Genomic DNA, 24537 nt, shown 5'->3' with positions numbered 1-24537 from the left:
AATTCCAAATTCAAAAATCTAGGAAGAGTTGGCGACCAGAGTGGAAGCCGAGCCGTAAAGCATGAAATCAATCAAAGAAGGCCAACTCTCAAAGAGTAAATATTTGGTAAGACTGAGGATATCTTGAAAAAAGCCTTTACGAGTAACACGCTTGAGACGAATCTGTCCATATGCAAGATCTGTTAAATGCAAAACAGTGTGAAAAAGGAATGCCAACAGGTTCAGCGTCAATAAACAAGCAGCTAAATGCTGCTGACCATGCCCAAAGTTATGCTCCAGATGATATCCCTTTGTTTTGAGCACATTATGATTTTCATTTTCGGTCTTCCAACGACATCGACCAGCCGCAGCAACCAGAGGTACGCTCTGTTCGTTTAATTCATGGCGGGTAATAAATGAATTTTCATATAATATTTCTCCATCTGATTGGCGGGTATGGATTAGTTTACACCAATTGACCTTCATTGCTGGCTGGGAGTCCCTTAGAGGAATTCCATTCACATATTGATAGCTATATAATTCGCTTGAATTGCTGTTCCACTGTTTCACTTCTAGCTTTTTCACCTCGCCAATACCATCCAAGTATTTCAACCAATCATAAACAGCAGTATGAGACGTTTCTAAACAGGTAAAGATAAAGTTCATTCCCGACGCTATCACCTGTTCACACATTGGTTGGTGACTGTAGAGGTCATCTCCGAGTAGAGTGATTGCTTGTCCTTGGAATTCTGGGGCATGAGTTTTGAGCCATCGTTTAGCTGCTGCCACTTCGCAGTCCTGCTTCTGGTGACCATCTTGAGGTGTGATGAATTCTGGAGCTAAGGAAATTACTTGAGATTGCCCAGGCGCAACTATTACAGGCAAAATGGCACTGTGGAAGTAAGTTACTGTGCCATTTTTGTGGGTACGGCTCGAACAGCATTTACAGTTGAGTTTGTGCGAGTCAAAATACTGAGTTCCATCCAGCGCAACTAGTAATCCACCGAGATATTCAAACGGTTTCAAGTGACCTTCTCGTCTTAAAGACTGATAGACGTGATTGAATACTCCAAATAGTGCTGTGGCTGAAATTTCATCCAGGATATTCCGAATTTGCGGCACTGTTGGGATTTTAATCATGCCAAACAGTGTCTGAGCATTGCTTTTGCCCTGATTGCTATTCATGTGCCGCTGATGTTCTAAAAAGGATTCGCTTTGCATGAAAAACATCGAAAATGCTCCCAACACAGCATCTCTGATGGTGTATTTAGTGCCATTGCTGGCAAGGCGCGGATCTTTCATCTGAAGAATTGCTCGGTTCAGATAGACTATCAATACCCCAAAACTCAGCTTCATTGGCTCCATTCTGCTTCTCTTTTTGAAGTCTCTCTATTCTCCTGCTCACCCTACCAAGTTGTCAAAATCTGAATTTGGAATTGCTGTCGCTCAAGCTTTGGCGAAAGCCTTCATTTTTCCAAGCGCGGATAATGTTTTCGTGAGACATATTTTTCTCCTGTTATTGTTAAATTTTCTCTCGGAAACTTACTTAGTAAATAACTTTCCGATCCTATTTTAATTAATATCTAGTAGATGCACGCTACACCTTTGAGTAATTTTGTAATTATTCTATCGATCGCAGAACGATCTAATTTCGCTCTTCAGCAGTAACAGGCGAGCTACTACTGAAGAGCGGAGACTTACAAATAACTATTAGCTGCCGTACAGCGCATAACTACTTTGTGGCATGCGTGCAACAAGGACTTGTGCTTTTAGGTTTAGCACCACCAGCAACAGCATTTAAATCGGCATCAGACAGTTCGACTAAACCAGCAGGATTTGCTGGCAGTAGCGCACGTTCCTTTTTGCTTAAGCTATTACGAAAGTTTTCATCTTTCCAAGTCCGAATTATATTCTCGTGAGACATGATTTTCTCCTATGATTGTTGTGTTTTTAGATAAAGAGATCGAAATTGCTCTCTTTGCTCTATTCTAATTAATGACGAATTGAATATACTCACACTTTTGGGTAGTCTTCCAATTGTTTGTCAATTCTAAGCCAACCGAATTAATTCAAACAACAATCAACAAAATCGCCCTCTATCAGAAGGCGATGCGTTGTAAGAAATGAATTTTCAAAAAGAACTTATTACTTATTATTTATTACTTAATCCAAGCAATTTACTCCCACAACAACACTGAAGGTAATCGATCGGGCTGTGCTAGACGCAGGAGCTGATAACCAATTCCGGCAGTACCTCGGAAAAAGCCAGGATTAAAGACAGAATTAGGTAAGTTAGAAAACAGTTGATATGCGCCAGTATGCTTGGCTTTAGCCACAACATTGGTAGCATTGTGCAAAGCAACTCGATGCCAATCCGCACGGGAGCAGCGTTGAGCGCCGACTAACAGCACCTCAACTCGACCCATATTGCCGCAGCAGAGATGATCGATCGATTGCAAACCATAGTGCTGAGTTGTTTGCAGCGCAATTTCAATTTCGCTTTCAAGCTCTGGCGTTTTTGCAATGTTGAAACAGCCCAAGCGTCCCAAACCAATTCCCGCTGCACCATGACACCAATGAACCAGAAAGTTAGGTTGTCCGGTGTGTTCTAGTTCGCGGAAGTCTGGCCAGTTGGCATGGGAGGCCGAAAAAACGTTGCGCTCATACTCAATTCCGGCTTGGGCAGCTTCTAAGTAGTTGCGCTCCTGGGTAACAGCGTAAAGTCGCAGCAGCGCGTAGGAGATGCCTGCGGCTCCATGAGAGAAACCCGTTAACGGAATTTCACCAGCGGTTCGCCAAGCTTTAGGAGCACCTTTATGGCTGACTTGGTGGGCGAGTAAATGCTCTCCACTGGCAATCGCCCGATCTAATACCGTTGTTTCTCTGGTTACTTCATAGAGAGACAACAGCCCTAACATGGCTCCAGCAGCTCCATGAATGATATCCAAATATCGATCGGCAGCGATCGATTCTGGTGAGATCCAAGCGGATAAGGCTAGCGCATCTTGCAAGAGTGTTCGATCGCCTAGAAATTGGCTCACCTTGACGAAGGTATAGATTGTGGCACCTAAACCTGCTGCCCCGCCAATTCCAGTGAGGCGAGCCGTGCGCTGCTGAGATTCAAGATCGAGAGTGTGGATCTGCCGCCGCAGGGATTGTAACGCCTGCAATGCCAGATTGCCCAAACGCGGATCGCGATCGACTTGAGATAGTGCCGCCAGAAACAGAGCAACCCCACAACGTCCGTCATAAAGGCTATCAGTTAACACTTGGAGTTGGAATCTTTCTGCCCTGAGTTCATAGCCTAAGCCAATCCAGTTGACGCTATCGTTGGGGTCTGGAATAGCTTTAATTGCGATTTCTGAGGCGATTTCCCGTGCTGCCTCAATCAGTTCTGTCGAATTTAGCAACGGTAACGATTCCGCATCCCATCGATCGCGATCTTGGCTGGAGGTTTGCGCCAGTTTAGCGCAGAAGGAGCCTTGAATTATCGCGATTTGTCGAGACAGATCGGTTTCATCGAGGGCTTGCAATTGGCTCAGCACCTGCTGGTAACTGGGTTGCTTAAAGTAGTGCCGAATCGATGGATGTCCGCTCACAGTGAGTTCGTCACTGGAGGCACTAGCTGCGAACAAAGGAATGTCTAACTGCTCCATAGCTTGTAGCTCCGCACTCAGGATCGACCACGCAGGTGGTTTCTCCCGTGCAATGAGAAAGGCACAACAGAGGCGATCGAGTTCGATACTATAGTCTACGCCGTGTTTGAGGCGATCGGGTACCCAGGTGTCTTGCAAAATGGTACCGTAGATTTGGGTAGCGCGGAAAATAAAGCGAATCTGTCGATTTTGCATCGCGGCAAGTGGACTATCTGGAGCCAGTAATTTATCCTGATTTGCCATCAGGAAACGATACATCTGCTCGAATCCAGCCACAATTTGGCTCTGATAATCATTGGCAGACAGCGCAATTTCACCCAAGCGCGGCACATTCTGCTCTAGTGGTAATGTCACAAATTCGTACCGCAGGTGCATATTGTCAGTATTAATTGCTTGCCAGCGCGGCACTTTTCTAGCAATCTGTCGATCGTTGCCACTGCCTAAACCGCTGATATCATAAGCACTGCGACGATCGCTGCTAAAATCCCACCGAGGTAACATTCCAGTGCGGAGTACCGAGTCCCAAAATTGTTGGATTGCGGTGGTTTCAAACTCTTGGCTAAAGGGTGAATTTTCGATCGGATTTGCTTCGTGGTGCATTAGGGTTTCCAGATCGATCGGCACTAGATATTCGCCACTGGCAATTAAGTTTTCGTCGTGGCAATCGTTGGCTCTGAGCGTGTAAAGCAGACACAACAGCATTCCGGCTCGCTGATAAAAGCGTTCCGCCGCCGCTCCATCCACACAAGGTTGATATTCTACATATTCCACCCAACCGTAATCGTTCCGGTTCAGCACTTGGATAATTTTGAAATCCAAGAGCTGTCTGTGTTGGTTGCACCAGTCCAACAATTGGTTAAATGCCACCTCTAATCCTAAATCTTTGGGCTTATAGACGAGTTTTAGCCCAGACTCAAAGGTGAGCAAAATAACGGTTCGTCCGCGATTGTGGGGATCGGAAAGAGATGTTTGGATATCAGTAACTTTGTTTGGGGCAGATCGAACGGTTGTCGAGCCAAAAACTCTTTGAATGTCTCGTTTATCTCGATCTAATCGGTGGAGGAACTCTACCGCGAACTCGACCCAAAAATTGACTGCCGTAGCCACTAATCGACCCATGACTGCATATTTTTGAAATAAAGTCAATAGTCCATCTTGCCGCAGTCGATCGACAAACTGAGTATAGTGAGTTTTGTTATTGCTTGTTTCCGGTTCTAGCCCTAGCAAATTGAGTAAGTTCTCACCAAAAGGACGAACCTGCGAAAATTCAAAGTTTAGTGTCTTGGCGCAAAGTTCTGATAGTCGTTGCAATAAGCTGCGCTCTAAAGCACGATAAGCATCTGCACAGAGCATCGATAAAGGCAGGCTATCTGTTGTGAGTTGTCGATCGCCAAGCCGAGTCAAAAGTTGCTGTCTGGCAACAATAATGGCAGGTAAGAGAACGTCCTCGAACACAATTGGATTGTCTGCTTCAATTGGCAAAAATGATGCGGATGCAGATGTAAAATCTGTCGCTGTTTCGATGATTTGTTGTAAAGTTTCTGCCCATTCTGGCAACGGCTCAGCGATCGTCAATCGGACAGTTCCCAGCAACGGACGAACCGTATCGAGGTTCGATCCTGCCCACTCTAACCGCTTCTGCAAGGTGTCCCAATTGTCCTGTGCGACAACGTGACACCAACGCTCGAGGCGACGATCGATTTCTGGTTCGCTTTTGGGTTGGTTATCTGGAGTAAAACGCGCTGAATCGAGGCGTTCCCAGAGGAAGCTGGCGTTAGCAACAATCGAGGCTAGCTCTGGAGTGCAGTTGATTTGAGGCGCGATCGATCTGTGAGACATCATCATAAGTAATATTCTCGCCTAAATTGTTTTTTAGCCCTCACTAGTACTGAGCGGCGTAAATCCAGGTACCATTTTATTTTGGATTTTGGATTTTGGATTTTGGATTTTGCGGATGAAATCGCGCTGAGGTTCCCGCCTAGCGGCACGTCTCGCTTCGCTCGCCTACAGCGTGCGTTTCACCAAGCAGGATTGGCACTCGTAAAGAGCTATCTAGAAATAGTCTCTAAACTTGTGCCTCTCAGTACTAGTCTGGCTTAGTGCTCCGTGTCCCCCCAATGGCACAGCACATACCCATCGCCCCACCAGCGACTGAGAGCAAGTCAGCTTCCGAGAGTTCGCGATCGCCGAGCATTAGTCCACCGATCGCCCCAGCGACGCTTTCTGGGGTGAAAAAGTAACCTTTTTGGGCAGCAGCAGTTGTAATTAATTCGCTCGCTGTTGATAAGTTAGTAGCGGCTTTGACTTGCTGTTGCAATTGAGTATTTTGCAACAGTTCTTTGATGTTCTCAAGCATGTGTTTATTTTCCAATTTTGAAGTTAGTACGAGGTATGTGGAAAGCCACCCACCTAATTAGTTTGATGCCAGGTATTGAAATTGCTCCAAATCGGAGCGAGTCACCTCAGAGCAAGTTCATTCCTGTCAAGTCAGAATTTCTGCAAGCCGCCGCAGCCGAGTTAACCACGTAGCAACTTGCTAGAAATACCCCGACTATTTAGCCGCCACAACCCCGTTTGCTGTCAGCAGTTCTTACAACGGGACAGCAAGCTGGCATCGCCCCACCAGCAACTGAGAGCAAGTCAGCTTCTGAGAGTTCGCGATCGCCGAGCATTAGTTTACCGATCGCCCCAGCGACGCTTTCTGGGGTGAAAGAGTAGCCTTTTTGGGCACCAGCAGTTGTAATTAATTCGCTCGCTGCTGCTAAGTTAGCAGCGGCTTTGACTTGCTGTTGCAATTGAGTATTTTGCAACAGTGCTTTGATATTCTCAAGCATCAGATTTGTTTCCTTTTATAGTTTGGTGAGTTCGGAAAACAATTTGTCTAGGATTGATTTTCTAATTCTGTTTTAACTAATAAAATAGAGGTAGAAGCCACACTTTTGAGTAGTGTTGTTGATTTTTATTTTAAATTCATCTGTTGGTTGCATCTCAATAATTCTCGATCGAGAACTACCCTGAAGTGTAGGGTGAGTTATCTACTGTTTTGTTAAAACAAGATTAGCAAATAGCATTCAATCGACTATCTTACTAACTTATTAACAAAGAATGATGGATGAACTTACATGAATCACCCTTGTTTTCAAACAGCGGACTGGGATCGGGCAGTCACTTTATCCGAGCGGATTGCGTCCTTAATGGCGATTGAGGATGGCAATTTAAACCTAGAGATAGATGCTGACTTGGCTCGACAATCGATCGATCGGTGGCGAGCGCAACCACCATTTGACAAAGATACATATTTCGCTCGACGGCTGGCGGCTGCAAACATCAGTGAAGCACAATTCCGGCGCATTCTCGGCGAACCGATCGAGGCAGTGCGCGATCGCCGATCTCATCCACCAGACTGGTTAATCGAATTGGAACGAGCCTTCGCTGATGAGACTGAATTTGAACCAATAAACATGCCTGACGAACTGAAAGAAATTCCCACGATTGATTTTTTGAATCTCATCGAACCAATCGTTCAGCAAGGATGCGCTCGCCTGCAAGCGGGAATTCAGACCCTTATCGCCACCGCCTCGGATCTCCCATTTGACCCCAACACGATCGAAACCCTGTTATTTGCAAATCTCCCCCAGCGGTTACTGTCGATCGTCAGTCGCACTCTGGTTTTGGAGTTAAATGTAGCTCGGTTGCAAGAACTACTGCAAGGCGATACTCCAGAGCTACGATTTCAAAGTTTTACGCAGCGATTGCGGCAACGGGATGTTGCCCTCGGTATTTTGCAAGAATATCCGGTGATGGCTCGACAAGCTGCGCTTTGCATCAACCATTGGGTGACTACTAGCCTGGAATTTCTCCAGCATCTGTGTCGGGATTGGGACGAGCTGCGATCGCAGTTCTGCCCCAGTCACCAGCCTGGGGTGTTGGTAGAAGTGAGTGCTGGCCAAGGAGACAGCCATCGCGAAGGTCGGAGTGTGATAGTTGCGAAATTCAGTGCCGATCTTCGCGTTGTATATAAACCCAGATCGCTGTCGCTCGATGTGCATTTCCAAGAACTCCTCCACTGGATTAACGAACGTGGCAACCATCCGCCTTTGCGCTTGCTGAAAATTCTCGATCGTCAGGACTATGGCTGGGTCGAATTTATTGAGGCTCAACCCTGCTCCTCAGCAGACCAGATTCAGCGATTTTACGAACGTCAGGGTGCTTACTTAGCAATTCTCTATGCGCTAGAAGCCATTGATTTTCATCACGAGAATTTAATTGCGGCTGGAGAATGCCCGATTTTGATTGACTTAGAAGCACTGTTTCATCCCCGCATTGGGGGTATCGATCTCGATCGAGCCAGCCAACTGGCGATCGGGACTCTGAATCACTCAGTTTATGGAACTGGGTTGCTGCCCCAACGGATTTGGTCGAACGATGAGTCTGAAGGGATTGACATCAGTGGCTTGGGGGCACCATCAGGACAATTGACTCCCCACCAGATCCCCCGCTGGGAAGGGATGGGCACCGATGAGATGAAACTAATCCGTCAGCAGATGGAGATGCCAGAAACGCAGAATCAACCGACACTCAATGGCGAAAAAGTAAATGTGCTCGATTACACTGAAGCCATCGCCAACGGGTTTACTAATCTGTATCACATGCTGTTGCAGCACCGCGATGAATTATTGGCTCCAAGTGGGCCAATTGCCAGCTTTGCTGAAGATACCGTGCGCGTCATCGTGCGGGCGACGCGGACTTACGCGATCCTGCTCAATGAAAGCTTCCATCCAGATGTGTTACGCAACGCCCTCGATCGCGATCGGCTGTTGGATCGGCTCTGGCTAGCAGTTGAAAATCTGCCCTATCTAGCTCGACTCATCGCCTTTGAGCGTGAAGACTTGCTCGACGGTGACATTCCCATGTTTACCACCCGTCCTGACTCACAGCATCTGTGGACGAGTTCCGGGCGGATTAGCAATTTCCTCGACAAGCCTGGTTTAGCATCGGTACGCGATCGCGTGCAGCTAATGGGTGAAGCCGATTTAGCTCGACAACTTTGGATTATTCGGGCATCGCTGACAGCACTTTATCCGATCGCTGACGAGCCAGAGCATAAGGGACATTCAGGCTACCCACTGACTGAATCGCCACCTATTGCCAATCGCGATCGGCTATTAGCCGCAGCGCGGTCTGTCGGAGATCGCTTAGAGGCGTTAGCTTTACGAGGTGAGTCCGATGTGACCTGGATTGGCTTGGCACTAGTCAACGATCGCCACTGGACTTTGACACCACTGGGGTACGATCTCTACGATGGTTTGCCAGGGGTAATTCTATTTCTGGCTTATCTCGGTGAGATCGATCGAGCGGATCGCTACACTGAGTTAGCTCGTTCGGCAATGAAAACGCTTCAACATCAATTAGCGCAAAGTCGATCGTCGATCTCGCAGATTGGTGGTTTCAGTGGCTGGGGTGGGATTATCTATACCCTCACTCATCTAGGAATCCTCTGGGATGAGCCACAACTAATTGCTGAAGCAGAAGCGATCGTCGCGTTGCTCCCGCCACAGATCGAACAAGATACGCAATTAGATATAGTTCGCGGTAGCGCGGGCTGCATCGGCAGTTTACTCGCCCTTTATCGATACGTTCCCACCGCACAGATCCTCGACGCGGCGATGCTGTGTGGCGATCGATTGCTGGCACTTGCGACCCCAATGGCGCGAGGGATTGGTTGGAGGATCGAAGGGCTGGCTAATAAACCATTAACTGGATTCTCTCATGGTGCGGCGGGTATTGCTTGGGCACTACTGAAATTAGCGGCAATTACAGGCAAGCAGCGGTTTCGCAAGGCGGCACTAGGCGCGATCGCTTACGAACGCAGTTTATTTTCGGTTGAGGCGATGAACTGGCCAGATTTGCGAGAATTTGCGGCCACCATTCGCTCGGGTAAACAGGATCGATCGAACTGCGTTACAGCCTGGTGTCATGGCGCACCTGGCATCGGTTTAGGTCGATTGCAGTGCCTTGCCGATCTCCATGACTCACAGATGCGGGATGAGATTGATGTAGCCCTCAAAACGACGATCGAGCAAGGATTTGGGCACAATCATTCCCTCTGTCATGGCGATTTGGGTAATCTAGAACTCCTGCTCCAAGCGAGTGAAATTCTGGGGGAACCGCAGTGGCAAGTACACTGCGATCGCCTTGCAGCAACGATCCTGGGCAGCATCGATCGAGACGGATGGCTCTGTGGGATTCCACTGGCGGTAGAATCCCCTGGACTGATGACTGGATTGGCAGGGATTGGTTACGGGCTACTGCGTCTGGCAGCACCCGATCGAGTACCTTCGGTATTAGTTCTGGCACCTCCAATCGATCGCTCCAAGACTGCCAAGACTGAGCCATTAGTAAACATATTTCGGTAGGAAAGCATGATGGATCGACCCAACCGCTCTATTTTTCGAGAAGATGCGATTCGTCGTTATGTTGCTAGCCGTGAGGAGATCGTGCTGCCGCGATGGATCTCCCCCAGCAGTTTTCTCTATCTGTGGGTACTCCTGGGATTACTGTTTGGGGGGATTTTCATGGCCTGGTTCGCGAAGGTGCCCGTGTCTGCCGCTGGGAAAGCAATGGTTGTACGTTCGCGAGATCGAACTCAGGGAGTTCGTGAAAAAGTTGTCATTGCTGCATTCTTTCCCACTCAAACGCGATCGCATTTGCAGGCTCATCAGCCACTCCGACTCCACTTCGAGGGGCTATCCAGCCTCGATCGAAGTCGCTTGAGCCGACTGAAGCTCAAAGATAAACCTGTGATTCGCAGCCCTGAAGACATCCGCGATCGATTTGGACTGACTGCTAGTACAGCTTTGCAAATTAACCAACCCGTTGCCGTAGCGATCGTCCCCCTAGATCCCGCCGATCTACACCTCCCAACCTCAGCTTATATCGGTAGTACGGGCAAAGCCGAAATAGTAGTTGGATCGCAGCGGCTGCTTTCACTCTTGCCCTGGATCGGTTCTCACTTTCAGACACCTTGACGATGAATATCTTTAAAACAGCACGCAAGATCCACGATCGGGAATCGAGTCCCCAGAGATATGACCTCCTCAAGGATAGTCATGCCAGAATTTTGCGTCTTTTTCGTCGTCATCGCGTCCCGGTGCGGCTGCAACTCAGTGCCCTAGAATGTGGTGCAGCCTGCTTGGCAATGATCCTCAGCTACTTCGGTCGTCCTACTCAAGTCGCAGAATGCCGAAATCTGATGGGGATTGGGCGAGATGGTGCGACCGCTGAAACGATCGCCATTACGGCGCGGACGTTGGGACTGCGGGTCAAAGCCTATGCCATTGAAGACCTCGCCGAGTTTCGGTATGTGCCGCTACCAGCGATCGCCCATTGGAATTTTGAACACTTTGTAGTCATCGAGCGATGGTCGCCCCAGCAGATCGAAATCATCGATCCAGGCAGCGGACGACGGCGGTTAACACCGATTCAATTTGAGGCGGCTTTCACGGGAGTGGTGTTGACCTTCGAGCCAGGAGTTAACTTCGATCGCCAATCCACTCGCGAGCAATTTTCCTGGCACACCTATTTGTCGAGCTATTTCTTCCAAACCCCCGGTATCCTCCTGCAAATTCTGGGTGCCTCCTTCCTGCTCCAAATTTTGGGATTGGCTTTGCCCATTCTGACACAAGTGCTAGTCGATCGAATTTTACCTGCCCAAAATCTGGACATGATGCCGATGCTTGGAATTGGGATAGTCATCCTGGTGCTTGCCCAAGTCGTGACTCATTATCTGCGAGCTACTTTACTCATCTTCCTGCAAGCCCGTCTGGATTCTCAGCTAATGCTCAGTTTCTTCGAGCATCTGCTCACCTTACCCTTCCGTTTCTTCGAGCAGCGCACGACGGGCGATCTCTTGATGCGCCTGAGTAGCAACACCACGATCCGAGAGACCTTCACCAGTCAAACACTTTCAATACTTCTGGACGGAGCGTTTGTGTTGGGGTATCTGGTACTGTTGTTGAACCAGGCAACCTGGTTTGGACTGACAGTGCTGGGAATTGGCATCCTGCAAGTTGCCATCTTGTTCGTGACAACCGATCGGATGCACGATCTGATGCAGCAGGATTTGTGGGCGCAGGCAGAATCTCAAAGCTATTTAGTCGAAGCCCTCAAAGGCATCGAAACAATCAAAGCATCTGGAGCGGAAGATCGCACCCTCGATCGGTGGTCGAACTTATTTTTCAAGCAACTAAATGTATCGCTAAAACGAAACTATCTCATGGCGATCTTAGACACCACAATGCTCTCTGTGCGCATTTTTTCACCGCTGCTGCTGCTGTGGCTGGGGACACTATTTGTACTCAATGACACGATGACCCTCGGGAGTATGTTGGCCTTCAATGCGATCGCGATTGCTGTCCTTACACCGCTTTCTTCGCTGGTGTCCAATAGTCAACGTTTGCAATTGGTGGGTGCTCATCTCGAACGGCTGACGGATGTGCTAGCGGCAGATCCAGAGCAGGATGTCTGTTTGGTACATGCTGCTCCCAAGTTGACGGGATGTATCGAACTCCAACAGCTAAACTTTCGCTACGATCCAAATGCCCCCTGGGTATTGCGGGATATTTCCCTCAAGATCGCCCCTGGGCAAAAAATCGCACTGGTGGGTCGCTCCGGTTCTGGCAAAAGTACATTGGCAAAACTGCTGTTAGGTTTATATCTACCGACGGAAGGAGAGATCCGGTACGATAATTTACCGCTGCAAACCCTCAACTGGCGTACCCTCCGCAGTCAGTTTGGTGTCGTCCTCCAGGACGCTGCGATTTTTAGTGGATCTATCCGCCAAAATATTACATTAAATCATCCGCAACTTTCCTTAGAGCAAGTCATTCAAGCTGCCAAACTGGCAAACATCCATGATGACATTATCCGCTTGCCGATGGGGTATGAAACTCGCATAGCCGAAGGCGGCTCTGGGCTATCGGGAGGCCAACTTCAGCGTTTGGCGATCGCGCGATCGATCGTGAATCAGCCTGCCATTCTGGTGCTGGATGAAGCTACCAGTCATCTCGATGTTCAAACAGAACACCAGGTACAGCAGAACTTAAATAACTTATCCTGTACCCGCATTGCGATCGCGCATCGTCTCAGTACAGTCCAGAATGCGGATTGTATTTTAGTGCTGGATGCAGGCCGGATTGTCGAACGGGGAACGCACGCTACGCTCCTGGCACAACAAGGCATCTATGCCGCTCTCGTTCACAGCCAACTTAAGGCATAAGAGATCGACAATTTAGAGCAAAAAGATCTATCTACCCCGCCTTGAAAGGCGGGGTTTTTGATGGAGATTAATCTGATATCTTTTGGCAACGATCCGATCTTTTCCGATCGTCAACACCAGACTTTTCCCGATCTTTTCTGGCTGTCAATCGGTCTGGTGGCGCATATTCTGGGGATATGGAAGAAATTAAACCTTCCATTCGTTGGCGTAGCCTCTTCTAAGAAACTTAGCTGAAACTGGCTCACAGCAAGAATCTGCAAATTGGGTTGGAGCATAAAATCCAGCACACCCAAACAGAGTTTCTTTCACCGATTAGACGACATTTATGTCGGCTCAGTTACTCAGAATGAGAATCGACTCACGATCGATTCGGCAAAGCCGACGCTGTGCCTGTCTTGTCGCGCTGCTTGGTGCAACACATGCGGAGGAAACCTCCGCGTGGTTGCATCCGCTTTTTACGGCGGGACACCCGCCGTTGGCGTTGGCGTAGCCTGCCGTAGGCACAGCCTCTGCGTCAGCAGATACGCGCGCCGCTACGGCAGGCTAAACGCCAACGCGAACGGAGTAATGACAAGTTTATGAGTTAGTAGCTTGGTAATTTTGTCCGATCTCCACAAATTAACTCATCATTTACCAGGAAAAAACATCATGACTTTCTCTAAATCTAACCTCAACCTTCTCTCAGAATCTCTGTTTGCGGAATTGACCGCCGACCAATCTCAAATGCTCGAAGGCGGCAAGCGGATCGATATTTTGAGCGTTCGCTGTATCAGGGCATGTGCCGATCCTGATGGCACTGACGAATTGTTCTTAGTTATTAACGGTCAAATCTTGATGCGCGATCGCCCGATCGTTATGCAGAATGGCGGTGGTGCGAGTGTTGGTGTGGGTGCAAACTTCGACGGTACTGCGGACGTTCGCTTGTTCGATAAGGACGGTGATACCAAAGCTGATGCCGATCTTTTGGGCAGTTTTAGTGTCTCTGCTAGCGGTCAAAAGACCGTGCGCGTTAGCGGTAGTGGTTCGATGTACGACGTGACATACCGAGTTACTGATTGACGCGCGATCGACCAAACATTGAGTCACGAAAAGTAGCCCAAAGACTGGGAATGAGAAAGATGGAGGAAAGAGTTGTGAATGGGAGTCAAGATGTTGCTAACCTAACACAGCAGACAGCAGCAGCAAACGCGGCACTAATGCGTGGTGACATCGATAGATACCTCGCACTGACAGAACATGCACATGACTACACGCTGATGTCGCCATTCGGTGGAGAGCCGACCCACGGCTTCGATCTGTCGAGACGGGTCGAGATGGGCAGGTTTTTTAGTTCTGGCACATTCGACCAAGAGGTAGTCGCAACCTACGCCACAGAAGATTTAGCCGTACTCGTGACGATCGAGCGGGTGTGTGGTGAAGTCGGAGGCTTGCCCAAGCAAGACTGGTCGCTGCGAGTCACCCAAGTCTTTCGTCATGAAGCGAACGCATGGCAACTCGTGCATCGGCACGCAGATCCGCTGGCGAACGGCATTAGTTTAAAGCTGGCGGCTGTACTCGCACTAGGCGTAGCCGACGATCGCCCTTCGATCGAGTAATGTTTACTCGTGCAGACATGAGAAACAGCACTGCGAACGACGATATTCAAACTCGTACCTTTCATTGCGATCGGAGTAATTCATACTATGGCAGCCGCTCAATTTCTCAATCCTCAACAGATCGATCGACTCCCATCATCACCAGCCGATCGGCGCATCCACTACGGGAGCGAACCTTTTCAATTTGGCGACTTGCGACTACCACAGGCTCCAGGGAGTCACCCCGTTGCCGTTGTGATTCATGGCGGCTGCTGGAAGTACAGGCATGGCGATCTCACTGCCGATCTTCAGAACACGGCGGCTCTTTCCTCCGCTCTCACCAGCCACGGGATCGCCACCTGGAATATTGAATATCGTCAAATCGATCTCCCAGGCGGTGGATGGACGGGGACATTTGAGGATGTCGCCAATGCGATCGATTACTTACGGGTGCTGGCTAAACCATACACACTTGACCTAGACCGTGTGGCGATCGTCGGTCATTCGGCGGGCGGGCATCTTGGCACTTGGGCTGCCGCTCGGCATCGGCTGCCCCAACAGAGTCACTTCTTGTTTAAAGAGCCGTTGCGGGTCGTCGGGGTCGTTAATTTGGCAGGAGTAGTAGATCTAGAAACGTTTCTACCAATGCAGAACCAGGCTTGTGGCGAACCTGCGATTACAACACTAATCGGTGGCTCACCCACCGAAGTGCCCGATTCCCCAAAGGGGACGCTGGGCATCAATGCGGATCTTAGCCGTATTACCTCAGTACCGGAGTCAGGGCATCGGAGGGCAACTGAGTTTGGAATGCATCGATCGAGCACAGCAAGACAAAGCAGAGACGATCGGACTGCATACGAGCGAGGTAATGGTAGCTGCACGAAAAATGTACGAACGACTGGGCTTTAAACGGGATATTGAGTTGCCTAGCAACTTTGAAATCCGATACTGGCGGTATGTATTAAGATTGGATGCTTTGGCGGCAAACTCATGAAAGTAATGGTAATGATAGGTCATGGGGAAGTCGAAGTTTTTTCTCTTCAAGATCGCCAAGATCGCAACGATCGAGATCTCCAAGGGATTCTATCCGATCGCTCCTAAGGCTATTAAATTCTCCTGCTGGGCAGCAGTCAATCCTTGGATGCCCCGAATATTCATCCCCTCATAGGGTCGTGGCGATTGGATGATTTTGACGCATTCACCCGTAGCAACATCCCAGAATCGAATGCTGGCATCAGTACCAGTACTAGCTAGCAACTGTCGATCGGCAAATTCCTGACTGTAGTGGGGCACAAACGCCACTGCAAACACACCATGCGTATGCCCCTGTAAGCTCTTCAAACATTCACCACTGCGAACATCCCAGAGCCTAATCGTGTTGTCACCACCGCCACTGGCTAGCAGTTGCCCATCTGGACTGAAAGCTAACGACCGAACGAAGGCATTATGACCGTGCAAAACCTGGAGACACTCACCAGTATCGATGCGCCACAGGGCAATGCTCCGATCGACACTACTGCCAGCCAAAATATCGCCATCGGGATTCATTGCGAGCGCGAGCTTCCCGATCCGATCGCCCTGCAAGGTCTGAATACACTCTCCCGTCTGGATATTCCAAAATGCGATCGTCCGACTAGCACAAGCCAGTATCGTTGGGGAGGTCAAAAATAATACTGATGTCACCCAATCTGTATCTTCTGGTAGCATTCGGACGCATTCCCCAGTCAGCGTACTCCACAGTCTCACCGTCCGATCGGAGCTACTACTGGCAAGGATGTCACCATCGGGGCTAAATGCCACCGACCAAATGCCATTGGTATGTCCAGATAAAATGTGGCAGCACCGACCATCGCAGACGCTCCAAAGTTTGACGATCGGGTCGTCGCCGCTACCGCCACTAGCGAGAAATCGACCATCTGGACTGAAGGCTACCGTTCTAATGGAGCTACTATGACCGCTCAAACTCGTAGAGCGATTCCCCGAAGGGGAGGCTACGCCAACGTCCTGAATATTCCACAGTCGTAACGCGCCACCAAAATATCCAGCAGCTAGCATCGGTGACGCATCGATCGAATGTGCTGGGGCGCAAGCCATCCCATAAATCGTATTGGCGTAACCCTGAAAAACTCTCAGACAATTACCAGTATCCAGATTCCAAAGCCTGACCGTGCGGTCTTCACCACCGCTAGCTACGATCTGATGAGTCGGATTAGCAGCGATCGACCAAATCCAATTCTCATGACCTACCAGTGTCTTCAAACAGTTCCCCGTCCGCACATCCCAGAGCTTGATAGTGCGATCCTTGCCACCGCTAATCAACATTCGACCATCCCGACTGAAAATAACAGACCTTAATTCATCGCGATGTCCTAAATAAGTGCTCAAACATTCACCAGTACTCGCATCATAGAGTTTGAGGGTGGCATCTTCACCGCCACTAGCGATGGTTCGACCATCGGGGCTAAATGCCACTGAATAGACCTTGCCTTGATGCGTCGTCCATGTTTTCAGGCATCGTCCGGTGTTAATATCCCACAGCCCGATCTTTGCATCAGCACCGCCACTGACAATAGTTCGACCGTCAGGATTGACTGCTACTGAATAGACCGTCTCACGATAGTCGGTCTTCAAACATTCACCAGTGCTGACATCCCAGATCCCGATCGTGCAATCGTCGCTACTATTGACAAAAGTATCAAGGCTACCGCTGACTAGTAGTTTGCCATCAGGACTGAATGCCACTGACTGGATTGCTTGGGCACGATCTGCGAATGTTTGCAAGCACTCACCTGTACTGACATCCCAGAGCCACACGGTACGATCGAAACTCCCACTGGCTAGCGTTCGACCATCGGGACTAAAAGCCATCGCCCTGACCCAATTAGTGTGACCGCGCAGGATCGATCGCAGTTGGAAAGTGCGGGCATCCCACAATCGAATATCGCCGTAAAAATCGCCGCTAGCCAGATAGCCGCCATCTGGACTAAAGGCAACTGCTTCAATACTGCCGAAGGTTTCGGTAAAAACTGAGTCTGCCCAATCGGTGTTCGTAAAATTAGTATCGTGTAAATTTATGCCCGATAAATAGGCTTGGCGAATGCACAGACCAGAAAAATCATAGCCAGTCGAGTCGATGTGTAAGTGCCGAAACAAGTTAATTAAATTGCCACCTGCATAGCCTTTGGTATCAACAAATTCGATTCGCAGCTTAACTAATACTCGATCTAATTGATTTCTAATTTCTAGTTTCGATCGCAATTTACCCATGAGTCTTTCGACCAGCGGAACTAAAATCATCCGCACTTGGCTCTCGCGCACATAGTCTTTTGCCTGAGCCTGAATCAGTGCATGACTATTGAAGATTGTCACATCTAAAGTCGTAATTTCTGCACAGATTTTATCGATAAATTGTGCAGTGACATATTCCATCACTACGGGTTGCAAAGTAAAGCAGCCCGAACTTTTTTCGATTAGACTTTGCCGATCTAACGATTGTAATGCGGCTAAAACTTGAGATCTAAATCCGCTGAGAATAAAGTCTGCTAATAGTTGCGAAATCGATACAGCTTCGCGACCGATCGCCAACCAGTACAGTGCCTGTTGCTCGATCTCGGACAATCGAGCGAATTGCTGTGCCAGTAAAGCCTCAATCCCATTACAGAGAATTACCCCCTGTTCTAAAAACGCGCTCACGCTACCGTCAAATAGATCCCGAATGGTCGTCGCCGCAATTTTAATTGCTAATGGGTTGCCAGAATAAGATTGCTGTAATTGATGCCAATCGCTGGAATCGTCTGTATGACAACCATTCACAGAACCGATCTCGGCTACTTCTATTTCGCTCAAACCAAGTAAATCTAACGTGCAAACTGCCCCAGATTCCCCTTCTAAATGAATCAAAGTTCGGGGTTTTTCCCGACTGGTTAAGATTAAACAACTAGCATGATGTTCGGTTGCGATCCGGCGCAGGAGTTCGCTATACCCAGCATAACCTTCCCGATAACCGCCATGGGAGAGAATCGATTCAAAATTATCGAAGACAATCAGACAGCGAGTAGTGCGTAAATATGCCATCAATTGCGAGATCTGCGCATCCACAGTATCCGCAGATTCGGTTTGCTGTTGGTGGGAGACAAAGGCAATAAGTTGAAAGAGAATTTTATCCAACGGTGGGGCATTACGTAAGGATTGCCAGACAATGCGCTCGAATTTGCGCTCGGCTGCTAACTTTTGAGTGAGTTTAGCGGCAATTGATGTTTTGCCCATGCCACCCATACCGACGATCGAAATCAGCCGACAACGTGGCTCAAGGGGATTAACTTCAGAATTGTTATCCAGCCATCGTTCCAACTGCTGGAGTTCATTTTCACGCCCAATGACGCTAGAAACATCGATCTGCTCGCCCCAATAGCAATCTCGATCTGGGGGTGAAGTTTGGGTAACTTCTGGCACCGCTAGTTTAGGCGAACGATCTCGCTGGCGACGCAATACCGCTTGCAAATTATTTTTGGTGACGGGTTCGCCCAATACCTGAGTTAATTGTCGCCACAGTTCGTAACCGATATCGCGGATGTATCCAGTGTCATAACCGATTAGCTCGGCCATTTTGGGGTAGGTGCAACCTTCCCAAGCGTGACGAAACACTTGCTCTTGAAGATCTCGGAGACTCTGTTCTTGGAGTAGTCGATCGAGTAATGCTAGGGCTTCATCTGCTGTCATTGGCAAAGATCCTGCCAGAATGTCTAGTCTTATTCTAGTCCGAATAATTCAACAATTACTTTGATGTAATTGTCATCCGATCGATCTCGATCGAGATCGATCGTCGCAGAAAATTAGGTGAAAAAATTGCACGGCGACAATCGAGGGGCAAATGGTTTAGTTAGATTCCACTTCGGTGGTGTCTGGTTCGAGCTGGCTCTTCTCCCAGCCATCGGTCTGACTCAGAAAGATGAAAATGACATAGCAATCGATCCACACCGGAAGAAAGGAGGAGATATTTGGTCTAAGTTGTATGCAGGCTATCTGGAGCTAAAAAAAGCACTGAATCAATCTAGATCGAAACTTATAAATGATGTGATAAATTTAGAATATACTCATGACAATCCAGATCGTATTAACTTTGATGATGCTCTATTCGACGGGTATAAAAAATTTGTTTATCCCAACAGAAAAGTTACTGATATTACCATTCATTTAGTAGCGGCGACTTTAGCAGTCACAGGACATGAACGGCACCCTGAAGATCGATCGACAATACTCAAAATTATTTAAAATCATACTGCTTTATCAGCACAATTAAGCGATTATTAGCAAAAGAAATCTAATTTTAGATCGAATGTTAACAGCAATACCGAACAGAGAAACTTAAAACAATGAATCACCCACTCCGTTGTAATTGTGGCAAATTAACAAGCACACTCAATCGCACTAAAGACATCAATTGAATCAGATATCAAACACCAGCATATATCTACTCTTGCCTACGATTTTGGATTTGTCCAAAATAAGTATCGTGTTGTGAAACAGGGATAACTCTAGTGAAATTGTCAGCACCAACCCCAAAAACGATCGATTACCGTCAAGCAAATGCTTCAGATCCATTCGTACCCAATCCGGCTGTTCTAGCTAGTTCAGGCTGGGATAGTCTCCATGTCGAACTCCATCAACAGCCCAAGTTCGAGGTTGCCGAGCATCAACATACGATGCATGTCATCGCTTTTGGGTTGCCAAATACACCGGAAGATCGGTTTGCCATCGGCGAACGTTGGTTGGCTGGTACGCGGGAAACAGAAAGACGACAATTGGGTGATATTGCCATCATTCCTGCCGGAATCGCCCATCGCTGCAATTGGAGTACTACCGCTCGATTCGGCATTTTAGCCATCGAACACACACTACTTCAACAAGTCGGACAAGACTGGATAAATCCCGAACGAATCGAACTGATGCCTCAGTTTATGAGTAAACGAGACGATCTAATTCAAAGTATTTTTGCCACTTTGAGTGCGGAATTAGCAACGGGTGGCATCGGCAGCAACTTACTCGTAGATAGCCTAAAAACGGCGTTAGCCATTCATTTACTTCGCAACTATTGCACGACATCACCGAGGCTTTCTAGCTATGCTGATGGGCTATCTGATGCCAAATTGACGCTGATAACTAACTATATAAACAGCCATCTCGATCTAGATTTGAAGCTGACTGAGTTAAGTTCGATCGCCCAAATTAGTCCCTATCATTTCTTACGGTTGTTTAAGAAAAGTGTCGGAATTACACCGCATCAATACATTTTGCAGCAGCGGATCGATCGAGCAAAATACCTGTTGGAATCCAGCAATCTAGATATTTCTGAGATTGCTTTCAGGGTCGGCTTTTGCGATTCCAGCCACCTAACTCGATGTTTCAAAAGCATCTTGGGCAAGACACCCAGGCAATGGCGACAACTCTAAGCGCAAGAATATCCCAAAACTGAGCAACTTTTTTCTAGCGTGCTGACTGGCGATTTTTTTAAACTATCGATAGTAGTTTCGCCTTACAACAGATGCCACATATTCAAGCAATGAGTATCCCGCTCTGGGGATTAGTAGTATTTATCGGATGGACGATCGCGATCGTTTGTCTTCTACTCACCGTTAGAATTCGGCATCTAGCGGCGGGTGGTGCGGGGCAAGATTTTGGCACTCCTCAAGATGACAAAAATTTGTTTTGGCGACTTTATCGAGTTCAAGCTAATTTGGTTGAGAATTTGCCACTGTATCTAGGTGTGGTGTTCTTGTTGACAGTGCGAGGAATTTCTGGAACGACAATCGATTTTCTGGTTGCCACATATATTGCATTTCGGTTAATCCATTCTGCGATCCATATTGCGGGATTGAATCCGATGTTGAGAGTGTGGTGTTTAGCAGCTCAGTTCGGTTGTCTGATTGCATTAGTAAGCTTGGCAATTATCTAGTGTAGAGCGCGATGATGAGTTAAACCTAAGCACACTTACAAGGAGCTTTAATATGAATCGCTTACAAGGAAAACGGCTACTAATTACGGGTGGTACAACAGGGATTGGACTGGAGACAGCCAAGCAATTTAGGTTAGAAGGTGCGCGGGTGGTCGTTACTGGACAGAACCCAGACACATTGGCTCAAGCCCAGCAGGAACTAGGCGAAGAGGTTATCGTTATTAAGAGCGATGCAGGTCGAGTTGACGAGCAACAGCGATTGGTAGCAGAAATCGAGCGAGTTTTCGGTCGGCTCGATGGGGTATTTCTAAATGCTGGAATTGCCATTTTTCAACCGCTTGAGGCTTGGTATGAAGCAACGTTCGATAATCTAATTGCAGTCAACTTTAAAGGCCCCTTTTTTCTCATTCAGAATTTGTTGCCAATTTTGGCAAATCCTGCGTCGATCGTGCTGAATACCTCAATTAATGCTCATATTGGGATGCCAAACTCTAGTGTCTATAGTGCGAGTAAGGCGGCAATGATTTCACTTGCCAAAACTCTATCTGGCGAACTAATCGAGCGCGGGATTCGGGTCAACGCAGTTAGTCCAGGGCCGATAGCTACACCAATACTCGGAAAGTCCGGCTTGCCAGCAGAGGCTCTCCATCAGGTAACCGAGATGCTTCGCTCTCAGATACCATTAAAACGGTTTGGCAATCCGATTGAAATAGCCAAGGCAGTGGTGTTCCTTGCCTCTGATGAATCATCTTTTATGCTGGGTAGTGAGATGATTATTGATGGTGGCACGAGCACTTTATAGAGACAAAGCTCGATCGCATCAACCTGGCTTTAAGTCAGGTTTAGATGAGTACGAGTCTCGATGTGCATGACGACCCTTGCCTTTTTTAACTGCCGATCGCATCGACTCTAATTGAAGACGAGCGGCTGTCGTGAGATGGTCGCTTAGTTTAACATTCTGTCGCTATGCCGTTTTGAATAGCGATCGCGACTGCTTGTTTGCGATCGCTTGCGCCTAATTTGTGCAAGATCGTATGGACGTGAACGCGCACGGTACCAGGGGCGATGTAAAGAATTTCGGCAATTTCGCGATCGGTCTTGCGATCGGCGATGAGGTGGAGAATCTCTTGCTCGCGCCTAGTTAAAGATTCGATCGTCGTTGCATTAGTTCGATCTTCTGTGGGATTATTTTGAAACAGATTGTGGATTTCGGCGGTGGCAGTAGCGTCCCACCAAGATGCGCCTGCAATGACCGAGCGCATGGCCAAAATCAGTGTTTCGGCTCCCACACCCTTGAGACAATAACCTTGCGCGCCAGCAGCCACCAAGCGGGCAATTAGAGATCGATCGCTCCGCGAAGTTAGTGCCAAAATCGACAGTTTGGGGTGATTTTGCTTGAGTTGGCGACAGGTTTCGATCCCTCCCAATCCAGGTAAACCGATATCTAGAAGTACTAGATCGAATAACTGCTGTTTGGCAAGATCGATCGCGGTTTCGCCGTCGTTTGCTTCGGTTAAAATCTCGATACTTGGCTCCCGTTGCAATCGCACTAGTAGACCCAGGCGAAATAGCTCGTCATCTTCAACTAACAGAATTTTTAAGCGATCGAGTGACATGTTAGGAATTTAGAGCGTGGGTAATCGCCGGGATGCGAAATCCAAAAACTGCGCCTTGGGGAGAGCGATTTTCGGCCCAAATCGTCCCGTCATGCGCCTCGACAATTTGACGAGCTAGATATAGCCCCAAACCAGAGCCGCTGGCTTGGCGATCGCTTTCGCCTTGATAAAACCTGCCGAATAAATGTGGCATTTCATCAGGCTGAATTCCCGCGCCTGTATCCATCACTTTTACTACTTGCTGCGCACCCTGGGTGCCTAAAATGACTTCTACTTTTGCGCCGCGTGGCGAGTGATTGATGGCATTCGTCAGCAGATTGGCGAATACGCGCTCTAGTTGAAAAGCATCCCCATTGACCCAGAGAAATTGCCGAAACTCAGATTCACCATAATTTAATGATAGGTGAACGCGACGGCTGGTAGCAAGATCGAATAAAGCGGTGGTGGCGGATTCGGCTAGCTTGCTCAGGTCGATCGGGATTTGGCACAGGTGCAAGCCTTCGATATCATTTCGATAGACATCGAGCAGGGTTTCTACCAATTGTAAGGTTGTTTGATGAGAGCGGATCGTCACGCCCAAGACATGTTTTTGCTTGGGTTGCACCTCACCAAATTGCTCGCGATCGAAGGCTTTGAGCGTCTCTAGGGCACCCAAAATCGGCGTTTTGAGATCGTGCGCCAATGTCGAGGTAAAATCCTCCCGCAGGCTCGCTAGTTGTTCTTGGACTTGGAGTTTGGCTTGCTGTTGTGCCAAAGCTTGCTGAATCTGAAGATTGCGATCGCTCAAAAGTCCCGTGACGATTAGCGCGACGACAGTAATCAGTCGATTTGCCACCATTGCAGGTTGAATTGTTTCTCTACCTGGAATCCAGATATTTAGCAAAGTTAAAAATACCGCGATCGTCGTAATCAGTAGGGTACTACTACGGTTGAGTCGCGGTTTGACAAACAAAATCGGACTGATGTAGAGGTATCCCATCACATACTCGGCGGGAGTGAGCATCTCTAAAGTAAATACGATGCCGAATAAACCGATTGTCACCCACAACAGCGAGTATCTTTTCAGACTGAGTAAAGACAACGTTTGCGATGGGTGAGTTGGCGATCCTGAAGAGGTACTTGGTGAATGAGTCCGCAGTGGCATAAGGCATTATTAACAACTCTTAATTTATTTAGTGTAACGACAAAAATTGTCTGTCTAGATCGGTCGTTATATCGACAATTTTACTTCGATTGAAACTATTCTCGATCGATATCTATCTTTTGATAGATGCTCTGTTGATATCAACATCAATAGCTCTTTAAATCGAACTTTTTCGATCGATTACAGTTTGCAAATCTAGATACAAACAGAGGATGTTGAGAAGGGTAATAAACAAAAACTAAACGCGACCTAAACAACTAGAGCAAGAGCAAGCCTGGAATGCAGCTCTAGCAAGAGAATTGACTTAAACAAAAAATATATCTTTTCAAACTATTCAAA

Annotated in this window: 21 protein-coding genes and 1 pseudogene; 13 read left to right on the top strand and 9 right to left on the bottom strand. The window is 48.0% G+C overall.

The features are described from left to right. Nucleotides 1-18 precede the first annotated feature (18 nt). The 5 genes from CHA6605_RS10605 to CHA6605_RS10590 form a co-directional block, all read right to left on the bottom strand. Complete coding sequence (locus tag CHA6605_RS10605; RefSeq protein WP_015158142.1) at nt 19-1344, bottom strand: ISNCY family transposase; 1326 nt, start codon at nt 1342-1344, stop codon at nt 19-21. Nucleotides 1345-1396: 52 nt separating this feature from the next. Beyond that, the gene (locus CHA6605_RS37245) at nt 1397-1483 is read right to left on the bottom strand and encodes a mersacidin/lichenicidin family type 2 lantibiotic (RefSeq protein ID WP_157260190.1); all 87 of its coding nucleotides are present in this window, start codon (nt 1481-1483) and stop codon (nt 1397-1399) included. Between the two features lie 228 nt (nt 1484-1711). Then, nucleotides 1712-1903, bottom strand: coding sequence for a mersacidin/lichenicidin family type 2 lantibiotic (locus CHA6605_RS10600; RefSeq protein WP_015159460.1), 192 nt, complete (start codon nt 1901-1903; stop codon nt 1712-1714). 253 nt (nt 1904-2156) lie between these two features. Continuing rightward, entirely contained in the window at nt 2157-5480 is a 3324-nt protein-coding gene (locus CHA6605_RS10595) for a type 2 lanthipeptide synthetase LanM family protein (protein WP_015159459.1), read from the bottom strand. A 241-nt stretch (nt 5481-5721) separates the two neighbouring features. Continuing rightward, a complete protein-coding gene (locus CHA6605_RS10590) occupies nt 5722-5991 on the bottom strand; it encodes a hypothetical protein (protein WP_015159458.1) in 270 nt (89 codons plus the stop codon). A gap of 17 nt (nt 5992-6008) precedes the next feature. On the opposite strand from CHA6605_RS10590, the gene CHA6605_RS34025 reads away from it, so the two are divergent. Then, nucleotides 6009-6164, top strand: coding sequence for a hypothetical protein (locus CHA6605_RS34025; RefSeq protein WP_198288483.1), 156 nt, complete (start codon nt 6009-6011; stop codon nt 6162-6164). A 26-nt stretch (nt 6165-6190) separates the two neighbouring features. On the opposite strand, the gene CHA6605_RS10585 is transcribed toward CHA6605_RS34025, so the two are convergent. Continuing rightward, entirely contained in the window at nt 6191-6469 is a 279-nt protein-coding gene (locus tag CHA6605_RS10585; RefSeq protein ID WP_015159456.1) for a hypothetical protein, read from the bottom strand. A gap of 288 nt (nt 6470-6757) precedes the next feature. Here CHA6605_RS10585 and CHA6605_RS10580 point away from each other — a divergent pair, with 288 nt between their 5' ends. The 8 genes and pseudogenes from CHA6605_RS10580 to CHA6605_RS37240 all read left to right on the top strand — a co-directional run bounded on the left by CHA6605_RS10580 (nt 6758) and on the right by CHA6605_RS37240 (nt 15480). Continuing rightward, a complete protein-coding gene (locus CHA6605_RS10580) occupies nt 6758-10051 on the top strand; it encodes a type 2 lanthipeptide synthetase LanM family protein (protein WP_015159455.1) in 3294 nt (1097 codons plus the stop codon). Between the two features lie 6 nt (nt 10052-10057). Beyond that, nucleotides 10058-10663: a hypothetical protein gene (locus tag CHA6605_RS10575; RefSeq protein WP_157259955.1), complete on the top strand. Its 606-nt coding sequence runs from the start codon at nt 10058-10060 to the stop codon at nt 10661-10663. Between the two features lie 2 nt (nt 10664-10665). Beyond that, the gene (locus CHA6605_RS10570) at nt 10666-12912 is read left to right on the top strand and encodes a peptidase domain-containing ABC transporter (RefSeq protein WP_015159453.1); all 2247 of its coding nucleotides are present in this window, start codon (nt 10666-10668) and stop codon (nt 12910-12912) included. Between the two features lie 346 nt (nt 12913-13258). Continuing rightward, a complete protein-coding gene (locus tag CHA6605_RS34020; RefSeq protein WP_157259954.1) occupies nt 13259-13402 on the top strand; it encodes a hypothetical protein in 144 nt (47 codons plus the stop codon). Nucleotides 13403-13560: 158 nt separating this feature from the next. Continuing rightward, entirely contained in the window at nt 13561-13971 is a 411-nt protein-coding gene (locus CHA6605_RS10565) for a cupin domain-containing protein (protein ID WP_015159452.1), read from the top strand. 59 nt (nt 13972-14030) lie between these two features. Beyond that, nucleotides 14031-14507 (top strand): YybH family protein, encoded by a 477-nt coding sequence (locus CHA6605_RS10560; protein WP_015159451.1) that lies wholly within the window; start codon nt 14031-14033, stop codon nt 14505-14507. A gap of 87 nt (nt 14508-14594) precedes the next feature. Then, nucleotides 14595-15146: pseudogene (locus tag CHA6605_RS10555) on the top strand (alpha/beta hydrolase); the annotation flags it as partial. An 82-nt stretch (nt 15147-15228) separates the two neighbouring features. Further along, nucleotides 15229-15480, top strand: a complete 252-nt coding sequence (locus CHA6605_RS37240; RefSeq protein ID WP_086936210.1) for a GNAT family N-acetyltransferase — start codon at nt 15229-15231, stop codon at nt 15478-15480. A gap of 89 nt (nt 15481-15569) precedes the next feature. Here the strand turns inward: CHA6605_RS37240 and CHA6605_RS10550 are convergent, their stop codons facing one another. Next, nucleotides 15570-19205: a WD40 domain-containing protein gene (locus tag CHA6605_RS10550; protein WP_015159448.1), complete on the bottom strand. Its 3636-nt coding sequence runs from the start codon at nt 19203-19205 to the stop codon at nt 15570-15572. A 117-nt stretch (nt 19206-19322) separates the two neighbouring features. Here CHA6605_RS10550 and CHA6605_RS10545 point away from each other — a divergent pair, with 117 nt between their 5' ends. The 4 genes from CHA6605_RS10545 (at nt 19323) to CHA6605_RS10530 (ending at nt 22240) form a co-directional block, all read left to right on the top strand. Next, entirely contained in the window at nt 19323-19757 is a 435-nt protein-coding gene (locus CHA6605_RS10545) for a hypothetical protein (protein ID WP_015159447.1), read from the top strand. A gap of 266 nt (nt 19758-20023) precedes the next feature. Further along, entirely contained in the window at nt 20024-20935 is a 912-nt protein-coding gene (locus CHA6605_RS10540) for a helix-turn-helix domain-containing protein (protein ID WP_015159446.1), read from the top strand. Nucleotides 20936-21027: 92 nt separating this feature from the next. Then, nucleotides 21028-21438 (top strand): MAPEG family protein, encoded by a 411-nt coding sequence (locus CHA6605_RS10535; protein WP_015159445.1) that lies wholly within the window; start codon nt 21028-21030, stop codon nt 21436-21438. Between the two features lie 52 nt (nt 21439-21490). After that, entirely contained in the window at nt 21491-22240 is a 750-nt protein-coding gene (locus CHA6605_RS10530) for an SDR family oxidoreductase (protein WP_015159444.1), read from the top strand. Nucleotides 22241-22388: 148 nt separating this feature from the next. On the opposite strand, the gene CHA6605_RS10525 is transcribed toward CHA6605_RS10530, so the two are convergent. After that, nucleotides 22389-23054, bottom strand: a complete 666-nt coding sequence (locus CHA6605_RS10525) for a response regulator (RefSeq protein ID WP_015159443.1) — start codon at nt 23052-23054, stop codon at nt 22389-22391. Nucleotide 23055: 1 nt separating this feature from the next. After that, nucleotides 23056-24198 carry a sensor histidine kinase gene (locus CHA6605_RS10520; protein ID WP_015159442.1) on the bottom strand — a complete coding sequence of 381 codons (1143 nt, stop codon included), beginning with the start codon at nt 24196-24198 and terminating at the stop codon, nt 23056-23058. Nucleotides 24199-24537 lie beyond the last annotated feature (339 nt).

It is taken from the genome of Chamaesiphon minutus PCC 6605, assembly GCF_000317145.1.
GTDB lineage: Bacteria > Cyanobacteriota > Cyanobacteriia > Cyanobacteriales > Chamaesiphonaceae > Chamaesiphon > Chamaesiphon minutus.
This window is presented reverse-complemented; position numbering and strand designations above follow the sequence as displayed.